Source organism: Pseudomonas rossensis, assembly GCF_039888995.1.
Classification (GTDB): domain Bacteria; phylum Pseudomonadota; class Gammaproteobacteria; order Pseudomonadales; family Pseudomonadaceae; genus Aquipseudomonas; species Aquipseudomonas rossensis.
The window spans coordinates 1-11,841 of sequence record NZ_JBBWCB010000155.1 but is presented as its reverse complement, the minus strand read 5'-3'; the positions used below and the strand labels follow the sequence as shown (position 1 = coordinate 11,841).

Genomic DNA, 11,841 nt, shown 5'->3' with positions numbered 1-11,841 from the left:
TGGTGCTGATCAGCACCACGCTGTTCTGCTCCGGCATCGCCACGCTTTTACAAACCGTCGGCTTCTGGAAATTCGGTGTGCGTTTGCCGATCTTGCAGGGCGTGGCGTTCAGCAGTGTCGGCCCGGTCATCGCCATCGGTACCAACCCGGAGGTGGGGTTCGCCGGGGTCTGCGGGGCGGTGATCGGCGCGGGGATCTTTACGATGCTCGTCGCGCCGTTCGTGGGCCGATTGCGTCGGTACTTTCCGCCGGTGGTCACCGGCTGCATTGTCACGGTGATCGGTTTGCAGCTGTTCCCGATTGCCTATGAGTGGATCGGTGGTGGCCGCAACGCCAGTGATTTCGGGGCGCCGGCGTACCTTGCCGTCGCCGCCGTAGTGCTTTCGACCATTCTGTTGGTCAACCGCTATGGTGGGCCGATGATGCGCAACATGGCGGTGCTGATCGGGATGCTGGTGGGTGCGGGACTGGCTTACGGTCTGGGCATGGGCAGTTTTCACAGCGTGCAGGAAGCGCCCTGGCTCACCGTGCCCTACCCGTTCTACTTCGGCCTGCCGACCTTCAGCCTGATCCCGATTGCGACCATCGTGGTGGTGATGATCGTGCAGATGGTCGAGTCCATGGGGCTGTTCGTGGCCATCGGCGACATCGTCGACAAACCGGTAGAAGAAAAACAGGTGATCAATGGCCTGCGCGCCAATGGCCTGGCGAGCACCATCGCCGGGATGTTCGCCGCGTTTCCGTTCATTGCCTTCATGGAGAACGTCGGGCTGGTGATTTTGACCGGCGTGCGCAGTCGCTGGGTAGTGGCGATCAGCGGTTTGCTGATGTGTTCCGTGGCGCTGGTGCCAAAGGCCGGGGCGATCATCGCGTCGATGCCGACCGCCGCCCTCGGGGGTGCCGGGATTGCCATGTTCGGCGTGGTCGCCGCAGCGGGCATTCAGACCCTGGCCAAAGTCGATTACGAGCGCAACCGCTTCAACGTATTGATCGTCGGCTTCACCATCGCCGCCGCCCTGGTGCCGGTGTTAGCGCCAGCCCTGTTCAAGCAAATGCCCGAGTGGTCCCAGCCGTTCCTGCATAGCAGCGTGGTGATTGCCTGCCTGGTGTCGGTGCTGCTCAACGCGGCGCTCAACGGCGTCAGTGCTCCCGATGGCACAGCCACCAAGCCTGCGCCCCACAGCCTCTGACTGGAGTAGCACATGACTCAACTTCAAAACATCCTGATCAAAAACCCGGTGGCGGTGATGACCGGCTTGCGCGGCCCGTGTGCCCGGGCGGGCAACGTGGACATTCGCATCGTCAACGGTCGCATTGCTGAAATGGCCGAGGGCTTGGTTGCGCAACCCGGTGAGCGAGTGATCGACGCCCGAAACTCGGTGGTCTATCCCGGCTGGATCAACACCCACCATCACCTGTTCCAGAACCTGCTCAAAGCCGTGCCCGAAGGGTTGAATCAGGATCTGCAAGGCTGGCTGGCCAGCGTGCCCTACCCGCGTCTCAACCGCTTTACTCCGCAACTGACGCGGATCGCTGCGCGGTTGGGCATGGCCGAGTTGCTGTTGTCGGGGGTTACGACCTGCGCCGATCACCATTATCTCTACCACGCCAACGGCACCACCGAGACCGGCGACCTGCTGTTCGACATGGCTGATGAGTTTGGTATGCGCTTTGTGCTGTGCCGGGGCGGTGCACTGGAATCGGCCAGCGCTCACCCCGGCTTCTCGAAAACCGCGCTGCAACCGGAGACGCTGGACCAGATGGTCGGCGATATCGAGCGGCTCAAGTCGCTGTATCACCAGGACACGCCGGATGCGATGCGTCGAGTGGTGGTCGCGCCGACCACACCGACCTTCTCGTTGCCGCCAACGCTGCTGCGCGAACTGGCCCACACCGCGCGTGGCCTAGGTCTGCGGTTGCACACGCACCTTTCGGAGACTCAGAATTACGTCAACTTCTGCCGCGAAAAGTACAACTGCCTGCCCGTGGAGTTTGTCGCCGAACACGAATGGCTCGGCCCGGACGTCTGGTTCGCCCACGCGGTGCACTTGCAACCGGGGGAAATCCGCATGCTCGCGCAAACGGGTACCGGCATTTCTCACTGCCCGGTGAGCAATGCGCGGCTGGGCAGCGGCATCGCTCCGGTGCCGCAGATGCAGGAGGCTGGCGTGCCGATTTCTCTTGGGGTGGACGGCGTGGCATCCAACGAATCCGGGAGCATGGTCGGTGAAGCGCACACGGCGTGGTTGATTCATCGGGCCGAACAAGGGGCTTCAGCGACCACCGCCGAAGATGTGATTCATTGGGGCTCGGCCGGCGGCGCGCAAGTGTTGGGGCTGGGTTCGGTCGGAACGCTGGAAATTGGTCAGGCCGCCGATCTGGTGATCTATGGCCTCGATCATCCACGGTTCTTTGGCTTTCACGATATCGCGCTGGCGCCGGTGGTCGCGGGTGAGCCGATTGCCGTGCGGTACAGCATGGTCGGGGGGCGGCTGGTGGTCGACGACGGCGTGATTCCGGGGCTGGATCTGGAGCGCATGCGCGCTGAAGCGTGGGAGGGGGTGCAGCAGTTGATGCATGTCGTCGACTGATCTGGCCGCACACACATCCCCCTGTTGGAGTTGGCTAGCCAGCAAGCCGGCTCCTACAGGTTCCGCACCTACTTTCGGGATAACAAACCATGTCCGGTCTAAACGACCTCCTCCACGCCATCGAAACTGCCGCGCGGCAAGGCGAAGAAACCGTCCTCGCCACCGTGGTCAAGGTCGAAGGTTCGGCCTATCGCCGCCCCGGCGCACGCATGCTCATCCCCTTCCACGGCCGAACCATCGGTACCGTCAGCGGCGGTTGCCTGGAACAGGATCTGTCCAAAAAAGCCTGGTGGTTGACCGAATCCGGCGAGCCGGTGGTGCGCCGCTACAGCACCGGCGCCACCGAGGATGAAGACGACGAGCAAAGCGCCCTGACCTTCGGCCTCGGCTGCAACGGCACGGTTTTCGTCATGCTCGAACGCCTGCGCGCGAAGACCCCATCATTGGCCATCGAACTGTTGCGACAGGTGCGTGACAGTCTGCAACCCGCGGCCATGGCGACCATCATTGCCACGTCTCGCCACACGTCGGTGCGGGTCGGTGATCGGGTGGTGTCGCACGCAAGCCCCGCGCTGCGCAATCGCGCACTCGACAGCAGCATCCGCAAAGACCTGCGCAAAACACTCACCGAGAAAAAATCCTCTCTGCGGCTCTACACCGATGCCCGTGGAGAAGTTGAAGTGTTCTTCGAGTACGTGGCTCCGCCCCCGCGCCTGGTGATCTTCGGCGCCGGCCACGACGCCCAGCCACTGGTGCGCATGAGCAAACTGCTGGGCTGGCACGTCAGCGTGATCGACAGCCGCAGCCACTTTGCCCGCCCTGAACGCTTTCCGCAGGCCGATGCGGTCATCGTCGCGAACCTCGACGCCTCCATTGTCCTCGGACCGTTGATCGAGGGGGCCGCGGTGGCCGTCATGACGCACAGCTACCGCCAGGACCGACACTGGCTCGGCCAATTGCTGCAAGGCGCACCGGCCTACATCGGCCAACTCGGCCCCCGCGAGCGGACCGAGCGCTTGTTGACCGACATTCGCCAACATAATCCTGCCCTGAATGCATTGCTACAGCTGCACTACCCAATGGGCCTGGACCTTGGCGGCGACGCGCCCGAAGGCGTCGCGCTCTCGATTCTCGCGGAGATGACGGCGGCGTTGAATCAGCGTAACGGCGGGATGCTCAAGCATCGGAGCAAACCGATTCATTACGTGGATTTGCTGGTGTGTGAAACGTTGGAGGCTGCGGCAGTGGTCGATTGAGCTGGTTTCAAACGGCAACAGTTTCTCGGCACCTATAAAAAAGTCCCTCAAGCCGAAGTGGACGACTACTCAAGGAAATGAAAGATGCAGAACCGCACGTTTCTCGTTCGGAAGACCTTTGCCATCAGTACTCTGTTATTGACGACGGCCACTTCATTGCAAGCTGCCGACTGGAGCGATAACTCAATCAGTTACTGGTATGGCACCCACTTCGCTGAGCCGGGCATCGATGGCCCGATCGCCAAGCACATCGTTGAGTTCACTCACGTTGACGGATACAAATACGGCAGCAACTTCCTCGATGTGCAGGTGTTGTTTTCCGATAAAGACGATCCAGCCGCCGGCGGCGACAACGGTGCTACCGAGGTGTATGCGATATATCGCCATCAACTTTCACTGAATAAAATATCCGGCCAGGATTTCAAGTGGGGACCCGTTCGGGACTGGTCACTTTCGGGTGGCGTCGACTGGAACACCAAAAACACTGCCTTCGCGCCAGCAAAACGCATGCTCGTCATCGGCCCGACGATCAATTTCAACGTGACAGGTTTTTGGGACTTCAGTGTGATGTACCGCTCCGAGCGCAACCACAATGGCTTGCCGTTCGCCCAGGAGCACGATATCCGCTTCAACGACACTTACTACTTGGAAACCGCCTGGGACATTCCATTTCAGCTAGGTTCGGTACCGCTCAAATGGAAGGGTTTTGCCAACTTCGTCCCGCCCAAGGGCAAGGACGGCTTCGGCAACGACAGCGTCAGTGAAACGCTCGTGCACCTCACCTTGCTGGTGGACGTGGGCGAGCTCACTGTCGGCAAGAAAGATACCTTCTTTGCCGGGGTGGGTTACGAGTACTGGAAGAACAAGTTCGGTAACAACTCTGCCAACACACCTGGCACCGAGGCCAATACGCCGTTTCTGAATCTGGAATGGCATCTGTAATGCTCCAATCAGAAGGTACACCGTCTTACACGGACATTTGCATTGAGCTTACCGACTCCATGGATAATGTCCGCACTAATGCGTGGGAGTTGACCCTACAACTTAGCCTCGGGCCGGAAGCCGGGCGGTGTGCCGACCGGACTCATACGGCTAAACCTCAATGAGGTCTGCGACAGGCAGCTACTGGCCATAAGCGGTGGGAACTCCTCCTCACCTCGGCATCTCGAGTGCCAGATTGAAGGTGCGAACCGCAGTCAACCGTGAGTAGGAGTCTACACATGAAGCTTATGCGCCTTGGGGTCGGCTTGGCCAAGAACGTGTTTCAGATTCACGGCGTGGATCGTCATGAGCAGCCGGTCTGGCAGCAGCGTTTACCTCGTGATCGCTGGCTTCAAACAGTGCAGGAGAAGATCGAGCCCGGCTGTGAGATCGGAATGGAAAGATGTGGCGGTGCGCACTATTGGGCGCCGCAGCCACAGGCACGTGGATTTCGGGTGAGGCTGATCGCGCCGCAGTTCGTCAAGCCATACGTCCAGAGCAACAAGCATGACACCAACGATGCCGAGGCAATCTGTGAGGCGATGAGCCGTCGCAGCATGCGCTTCGTCGCCATCAAAACCATCGAACAACAGGATATTCAGGTGTCGGTACTGCGCACGGCCAAATCCAAAGACGATCGACTCAGCCGGTGGGTTGTCCGTTTAGCCGAGCGCTCACCTCCCAACGTGGCCGCTATCGCACTGGCCAATAAAACCGCATGCATGGCTTGGGCGATGCTGCCCAACGGCACTGATTACCAACCGGATCGGACAGCGGCCTGACCCATTCATCCCGGGAGCCCCCCCTCGAAACGATGCCCACTGAAAACTCGCTACCCGATGTTCTCGAACGTCTATACCAAAACCAGCTTGCTTAGAGGCGGCCCTGAGGGAGTTGACGTTGAGGGTTGAGAGCCAAGGTGCGACGGATACTGGCGACAATGTCCGCGGCGCGCTTCACACGATCCGTGAGAACGCCGGATTCATCAAACAGGGCCTGGCCAAGCTGAGGGCCCAAGGCCCACTCTGATCAAGACGGCGCCGACGTCCCTTTGCAAATACACTCCGGAGCCAGCACGCTCTGTTCGGCGCGGCGGATGAACCCGTACGATCCAGTTCGTCAGAAACAAACCCAAATCTATATGTTCGCGGGCAAAATGGCATAATATGCCAACGATCGAAACCTGTTTGCGCTGATCTGGAGCCCACCCATGGCGACTCGAAACGTTGTTCTCACCCCTCACCAGGAACAGGTTATCCAAGACCTGGTTCAGTCCGGCCGTTATCAAAATGCCAGCGAAGTGATGCGAGAAGGTTTGCGTCTATTGGAACAGCGTGTCGCCGAAGACACCGCCAAAATTGAGGCCCTGCGTCAGGCGACCTCGATCGGCATCATGGACCTTGAGCACGGGCGCTTTACTCAGTTGAACGAAGGGGATCTGGAGCATTACCTCGAGGGCTTGAGCCTGGAGGCAACCCTCCCCGCGAGAGAGAAACACTGAGCATGCCGCTGTTTCGGATTTCCAACGCGGCGCGCGCCGACATTGTCGACATCCTCAGGCTCTCCCAGACGCAGTTCGGCGATCAAGCACGCCAGCGCCACCAGGCGCTGATCCTCGCGGCGCTGCAAGCTATTGCCGGCACGCCTTATCGTATTGGCAGCCAGGACCGCGATGAGCTTGCACCGGGCCTTCGCAGCTACCACCTCATCTATTCACGCCAGCAGGCCAAACACCCCCATGGGACGGTCAAAAACCCACGCCATATCGTGTTCTATCGTGTGGCAAACGACGACGTGATCGAGGTCGTCAGACTCCTTCATGACGCCATGGAAGTGCAGTTGCACTTGCCTAATGACTGATCACCGACCTGGCCCAACGGCTTAACTGGCCATGAACAGCGAAGGCAAGGCGCCCGCCTCTACATCTCAACCTGAGCGCCCTCGCTGCCAACCGACTCGGCGGCCAATTGAAGCGGGAGGTTGTGGTCCGACCGGACTATCGAGACCCACGACCAGAAACACGATGTTCAACTTTGCGTGCCACTTTCAATGCTGAACAACCGCTTCTTAGGCGTTTTCCGAGGCCAGGCGCCTAGCATTACGCTCCAGCTGCCGATGGACACGCGGATCGATGCCCCTGGCGACCAGCGCCCGGGCAGCACCACGCAGAGCGCGAGCATCTCGTAAGCTAATTTCAGGATAGGTACCGAGAGAAATACGGGGTTGCTTATCCGCCCAGCAAAAGCGGAAGTGCCAGTACTTGGCGCCTTTCGTATTCACGAAAAGAGCGAGGCCGTTGTAGTCAGGGAGGGTGTAGTCCTTGGCGCGGGGTTTTGCGTGCCGGACTGCAGTATCGGTGAGAGCCATCGTACAATCTCCGTCTCGTTTGAATAGAGGAAATTTGTACGGCTTCCGATGAGTTAAGTACCACGAAAAAGCGATCTACCAAGCGCCGGATTAATGTACTAAAAAATCGTGACTGGTAGTGATTTCAAGTGTAACTTACTGGAACGAAAAAAGAGGCCGAAGCCTCTTTTTTCAGTTTCCGCAGACTTCAATAGAAGCCTGTAGAACAATAATTGGAGCGGGAAACGAGACTCGAACTCGCGACCCCGACCTTGGCAAGGTCGTGCTCTACCAACTGAGCTATTCCCGCGTCTTGGTGAGGCGCATTCTATAGAATCCAGGTACCCCGTCAACCCCTTGATTCAAAAAAGTTTATTTCTTTTCCACGTCGGTCTTCAGATGCGGCCAGGCAGCCCGCAAATATTGGACCATGGACCACAACGTCAGGCCCGCGGATATCAGCAGCAAGGCGTAACCCAGCAGCACCCAGAACGTGAAATCCGACGGATTGGCCAGCAGGATCACCAGCGCCAGCATCTGCGCGGCGGTTTTCCATTTGCCCAGGTTCGACACCGCGACGTGAGCGCGGGCGCCGAGTTCGGCCATCCATTCGCGAAGTGCCGAGACGACAATCTCGCGACCGATGATCACGGCGGCCGGCAGTGTGAGCCACAGGTTGCCATGTTCTTGCACCAGCAATACCAGCGCAACAGCGACCATCAGCTTGTCAGCCACGGGATCGAGGAAAGCCCCGAACGGTGTGCTTTGTTCCAGTCGGCGGGCCAGATACCCATCCAGCCAGTCTGTGGCGGCGGCAAATGCGAACACCGAGGCGGACGCCAGGTAGCTCCATTGATACGGCAGGTAGAACAGTAAAATGAAGATCGGAATGAGCAGGACGCGTAGTACGGTAATCAGATTAGGGATATTCATCGGCACAACTGGCTACGAGGTGAGGGGGCATTCTACTCGCTGTGCAGATTGGCATAAATCAACTCTGCGAGCTTTTTACTGATCCCGGGTGCTTTGGCGATCTCTTCGATGCTGGCACGAGACAGCTCCTGCAATCCACCAAAATGTTTCAACAAATCGCGGCGACGGGTCGGTCCGACACCGGCAACGCCCTCCAGTGTAGACGTGCGGCGAGTTTTCCCACGACGAGCCCGGTGCCCGGTAATCGCGAAACGGTGAGCTTCGTCGCGTATCTGCTGGATCAAATGCAGCGCGGGGGAATCACCGCGCAAGGTGAATTCGTGGGCAGCATCATTCAGGTACAGGGTTTCGAAACCGGCCTTTCGCGTGGCGCCCTTGGCTACGCCCAGCAGAATCAGATCAGGCACGGCCAGTTCATTGAGCACGTCGCGGGCCATGGACAGCTGCCCCTTGCCACCGTCCACCAGCAAAATGTCCGGTAGCTTGCCCTCCCCGTCCTTCAGTTTGCTGAAGCGTCGGGTCAGGGCCTGATGCATCGCGGCGTAGTCATCGCCCGGGGTGACGCCTTCAATGTTGTAGCGACGGTAGTCGGACTTGATCGGACCTTCGGGACCGAACACCACGCAGGACGCCACGGTTGCTTCACCACTGGAGTGACTGATGTCGTAACACTCCAGGCGCTGCGGTGGCTCATCCAGATTCAACACTTCCGCCAGGGCATCGAAACGTGCAGCAACGTGTTGACGGTTAGCCAGTCGCGCTCCCAGGGCCTGCTCGGCATTGGTGACCGCCAACTGTTGCCAGCGTGCTCGCGTACCACGAACCCTATGACTGATGGTCAATTCGCGACCGCGCAGCTCATCGATGGCCGCGATCAGGGTCGGGAAGTCTTCGTGAACCACGTTGACGATCAGTTCGCTGGGCAAGTCGCGCTCGGGACTGCTGATGAAGTACTGGCCGAGAAACGCCGCCATGACTTCAGAAACGTCCTCTTCAATACCCACCTGAGGAAAGAAGTTCTTGCTCCCCAGCACCCGCCCGCCGCGCACACTGATCAAATGAACGCAGGCACCACCCGGATTGACAAACGCTGCGATCACGTCGACATCGCCCGTCCCGCCTTCCATGCTTTGCTGGTCCTGGACCCGGCGCAGTAATGAGATCTGATCCCGCAACTCGGCCGCACGTTCGAACTCGAGATTGATCGCCGCCTCTTCCATTCCTGCGGACAACTCATCCGTCAGCGCATTGCTGCGCCCCTCAAGGAACATCACCGAGTGCCGTACGTCTTCAGCGTATACCTCAGGTTCCACCAGCCCGACACAGGGCGCCTTGCAGCGTTTGATCTGGTATTGCAGGCAAGGACGCGTGCGGTTCTTGTAATAGCTGTCTTCGCACTGACGAACAAAAAACGTCTTCTGCAGCAGGCTCAGGCTTTCGCGAATGGCGCCGGCGCTGGGATAAGGGCCGAAGTATTTGCCCTTGGCCTTTTTTGCACCGCGATGGATGCTCAAGCGTGGAAACTGACCATCCGAGAGAAAGACGTAAGGGTAGGATTTATCGTCGCGCAGCAGGATGTTGTAGGGCGGACGCCACTCCTTGATCAGAGTCTGCTCAAGCAACAAGGCTTCGGTTTCATTGGCCGTAATCGTCGTTTCGACCTGAGCGATACGCGCAACCAGCGCCGCGGTCTTGGGCGCAAGACCGGATTTGCGGAAATAACTCGACAGACGATTCTTGAGGTTCTTGGCCTTGCCGACGTAGAGCAGGCGTGCCTCGCTGTCGAACATGCGATACACACCAGGACGCCCACTGACCGTCGACAGAAAGGCGCTTGGATCGAAGACTTCAGTCATTTTTAGAGGCTAGCATCGACCATGCCGTGACGAACCGCCAACAGCGTCAACTCGACATCGCTGCTGATCGAAAGCTTTTCGAAAATGCGGTAACGGTAAGTGTTCACGGTTTTTGGCGACAAACACAGTTTATCGGAAATGATCTGGACCTTCTGACAGCCGACAATCATCAGCGCGATCTGGATTTCCCGCTCCGACAAGGCATCGAAAGGCGAATCATTGGTCGGCTGGAAGGATTTGATCGCCAGTTGCTGTGCAATCTGCGGGCTGATGTAGCGCTGCCCGGCAAACACCAGGCGGATAGCCTGGACCATTTCCGGCAATCCGGCGCCCTTGGTCAGATAACCCGCGGCACCGGCCTGCAACAACCGAGTCGGAAACGGATCTTCTTCGCAAACGGTGACCGCGACGACTTTGATATCCGGATGACTGCGCAATAATTTGCGCGTGGCTTCAAGACCGCCGATGCCGGGCATCTTGACGTCCATCAATACCACATCGGGTTTCAACTCACGCGCCTTGAGCAGGGATTCTTCGCCTGACTCAGCCTGGCCGACTACTTGCAGGCCATCGATGTCAGCCAGCATTCGTGTAATGCCTGTACGAACGAGATCATGATCATCGACTACTAGCACCCTAATCAAGCAGACACCTCGCGAAATGGTCTTATTGGGTTGCCGACACCTTAGCAAAAAGCGACTGGCAGACCTAGCGGCAAGCGTCATATAAAAAGTTTCAATACATCTTGAAAGGCTTGTCGTATGCGTGTTTCAGCCAGGCGAGGCATCGATATCGCGCTGCATTCTCAGGAAACACTCGTCTGTGCCGACCACCTTGAGCCCCTTTCTCTCATACAACGCTTGCGCGGGATTATTTTCAAAAACCGTCAAACGCAATGCCGGACGCCGTTCCTTGCACGCCATGGCGAATACCTGATCAATCGTCCAGGAACCGGCGCCCTGCCCTCGAAATGCTTCGATGACATGCAACTCGCGGATGTACAGGGCTTTGGCATCACGACTCAGGCTTACGAAACCCACCAATGCCTCACCGCGCACAATCAACCAGTTCTCGCGCCCTGCCCAGCCAACATCGAAACCTTCGTCCTGCCACAGCAGATCGTGCTGAATGTAATAGCGCAGCATGTTTTTGCGAGTCAGGTCACGAGCGAAGTCGAGGTCCCGGAGCGCTGCCGGGCGTAATTCAAATGCCATCATGCCTCCGCGACAGCCACTATTTGCCCCTTCCAGCCATCAGCATCGCGCCGAGCCACGACCATCAGGTTGCCTGTACCCGGTGCGGCTGCAACCAGCGAGCCGTCCGACGCCCAGATCGCGCTGCGTCCTGCCGATTCCCAGCCACCCGTTGCACCGCCATGGTTGGCCATCAGTACCGTCATCGAATGAGCGCTGGCGTAGCCTTGCAACAACGCGGTATCCGGGGCGTAGCCGTTTTCCGTGATCAGCACGCCCGCCGCATAGAGATCGGCGCCTTGCTGCGCCGCCGCCGCGGCATGACTGGCGTGAGAGAAATCCGCGCACACCGCCAACGCGACCGTATCGGCACCGATGGTCAGGGTCGAACCGCCGGTTCCCGGTGCAAATGCCACTTCCTCGCCTGGATGCAGATGTTGCTTGCTGTAGATCCCGAGCGATCCATCAGCGCCCAACACCAGCGCCCCAATCAATACTGGCGAACCTTGCGACAGGCGAATCGGCATCCCGACGACTGTCGTCACACCGACTTCCCGCGCGAAATCCCGTAGCGGTTGCAGAACCTCGGTGTCTGGCGCAATAGCCAATTCAGCCGCGAGTCCACGCTCGTACCCGGTCAGCGATAACTCCGGGAACACCAGCAATTGCACGCCCTGCTCCGCGG

General features: G+C 58.9%; 12 protein-coding genes, 1 tRNA gene and 2 pseudogenes. 8 read left to right on the top strand and 7 right to left on the bottom strand.

Features of this window, described 5'->3' with window-relative positions; genetic code table 11:
* The 8 genes and pseudogenes from WLY71_RS26470 to WLY71_RS26435 all read left to right on the top strand — a co-directional run.
* Nucleotides 1–1,190, top strand: a 1,190-nt coding sequence (locus tag WLY71_RS26470) for a nucleobase:cation symporter-2 family protein (RefSeq protein WP_347805899.1), incomplete at its 5' end; no start/stop codon positions are given.
* A gap of 12 nt (nucleotides 1,191–1,202) precedes the next feature.
* Complete coding sequence (locus tag WLY71_RS26465; RefSeq protein ID WP_347805898.1) at nucleotides 1,203–2,591, top strand: amidohydrolase family protein; 1,389 nt, start codon at nucleotides 1,203–1,205, stop codon at nucleotides 2,589–2,591.
* 89 nt (nucleotides 2,592–2,680) lie between these two features.
* Nucleotides 2,681–3,847, top strand: coding sequence for an XdhC family protein (locus WLY71_RS26460; protein ID WP_347805897.1), 1,167 nt, complete (start codon nucleotides 2,681–2,683; stop codon nucleotides 3,845–3,847).
* Between the two features lie 84 nt (nucleotides 3,848–3,931).
* Nucleotides 3,932–4,789, top strand: coding sequence for a hypothetical protein (locus WLY71_RS26455; protein ID WP_347805896.1), 858 nt, complete (start codon nucleotides 3,932–3,934; stop codon nucleotides 4,787–4,789).
* A 278-nt stretch (nucleotides 4,790–5,067) separates the two neighbouring features.
* Nucleotides 5,068–5,421, top strand: a pseudogene (locus WLY71_RS26450) (IS110 family transposase); the annotation flags it as partial.
* A 221-nt stretch (nucleotides 5,422–5,642) separates the two neighbouring features.
* Nucleotides 5,643–5,857, top strand: a pseudogene (locus WLY71_RS26445) (hypothetical protein).
* Nucleotides 5,858–6,038: 181 nt separating this feature from the next.
* The gene (locus WLY71_RS26440) at nucleotides 6,039–6,329 is read left to right on the top strand and encodes a type II toxin-antitoxin system ParD family antitoxin (RefSeq protein WP_024698769.1); all 291 of its coding nucleotides are present in this window, start codon (nucleotides 6,039–6,041) and stop codon (nucleotides 6,327–6,329) included.
* A 2-nt stretch (nucleotides 6,330–6,331) separates the two neighbouring features.
* Nucleotides 6,332–6,688 (top strand): type II toxin-antitoxin system RelE/ParE family toxin, encoded by a 357-nt coding sequence (locus WLY71_RS26435; RefSeq protein ID WP_347805894.1) that lies wholly within the window; start codon nucleotides 6,332–6,334, stop codon nucleotides 6,686–6,688.
* Between the two features lie 207 nt (nucleotides 6,689–6,895).
* On the opposite strand, the gene WLY71_RS26430 is transcribed toward WLY71_RS26435, so the two are convergent.
* The 7 genes from WLY71_RS26430 to WLY71_RS26400 form a co-directional block, all read right to left on the bottom strand.
* Nucleotides 6,896–7,195 carry an Arm DNA-binding domain-containing protein gene (locus tag WLY71_RS26430; protein ID WP_347805893.1) on the bottom strand — a complete coding sequence of 100 codons (300 nt, stop codon included), beginning with the start codon at nucleotides 7,193–7,195 and terminating at the stop codon, nucleotides 6,896–6,898.
* Nucleotides 7,196–7,408: 213 nt separating this feature from the next.
* Nucleotides 7,409–7,484 (bottom strand) — tRNA-Gly (locus WLY71_RS26425).
* A gap of 62 nt (nucleotides 7,485–7,546) precedes the next feature.
* Nucleotides 7,547–8,107, bottom strand: a complete 561-nt coding sequence (gene pgsA, locus WLY71_RS26420; protein WP_008150904.1) for a CDP-diacylglycerol--glycerol-3-phosphate 3-phosphatidyltransferase — start codon at nucleotides 8,105–8,107, stop codon at nucleotides 7,547–7,549.
* 32 nt (nucleotides 8,108–8,139) lie between these two features.
* Complete coding sequence (gene uvrC, locus WLY71_RS26415) at nucleotides 8,140–9,963, bottom strand: excinuclease ABC subunit UvrC (RefSeq protein WP_056741535.1); 1,824 nt, start codon at nucleotides 9,961–9,963, stop codon at nucleotides 8,140–8,142.
* A 2-nt stretch (nucleotides 9,964–9,965) separates the two neighbouring features.
* Nucleotides 9,966–10,607, bottom strand: a complete 642-nt coding sequence (gene gacA / locus WLY71_RS26410) for a response regulator transcription factor GacA (protein ID WP_008015884.1) — start codon at nucleotides 10,605–10,607, stop codon at nucleotides 9,966–9,968.
* Between the two features lie 126 nt (nucleotides 10,608–10,733).
* The gene (locus tag WLY71_RS26405; protein ID WP_347805892.1) at nucleotides 10,734–11,177 is read right to left on the bottom strand and encodes a GNAT family N-acetyltransferase; all 444 of its coding nucleotides are present in this window, start codon (nucleotides 11,175–11,177) and stop codon (nucleotides 10,734–10,736) included.
* Nucleotides 11,177–11,841, bottom strand: a 665-nt coding sequence (locus WLY71_RS26400; RefSeq protein WP_347805891.1) for a carbon-nitrogen hydrolase family protein, incomplete at its 5' end; no start/stop codon positions are given. The genes WLY71_RS26400 and WLY71_RS26405, both read right to left, overlap by 1 nt.

Coding starts and splice junctions, on each gene's coding strand:
- WLY71_RS26460 (WP_347805897.1), top strand. CDS start 2,681: ATGTCCGGTCTAAACGACCTCCTCCACGCCATCGAAACTGCCGCGCGG.
- WLY71_RS26435 (WP_347805894.1), top strand. CDS start 6,332: ATGCCGCTGTTTCGGATTTCCAACGCGGCGCGCGCCGACATTGTCGAC.
- WLY71_RS26430 (WP_347805893.1), bottom strand. CDS start 7,195: ATGGCTCTCACCGATACTGCAGTCCGGCACGCAAAACCCCGCGCCAAG.
- WLY71_RS26465 (WP_347805898.1), top strand. CDS start 1,203: ATGACTCAACTTCAAAACATCCTGATCAAAAACCCGGTGGCGGTGATG.
- WLY71_RS26455 (WP_347805896.1), top strand. CDS start 3,932: ATGCAGAACCGCACGTTTCTCGTTCGGAAGACCTTTGCCATCAGTACT.
- WLY71_RS26405 (WP_347805892.1), bottom strand. CDS start 11,177: ATGGCATTTGAATTACGCCCGGCAGCGCTCCGGGACCTCGACTTCGCT.
- uvrC (WP_056741535.1), bottom strand. CDS start 9,963: ATGACTGAAGTCTTCGATCCAAGCGCCTTTCTGTCGACGGTCAGTGGG.
- pgsA (WP_008150904.1), bottom strand. CDS start 8,107: ATGAATATCCCTAATCTGATTACCGTACTACGCGTCCTGCTCATTCCG.
- WLY71_RS26440 (WP_024698769.1), top strand. CDS start 6,039: ATGGCGACTCGAAACGTTGTTCTCACCCCTCACCAGGAACAGGTTATC.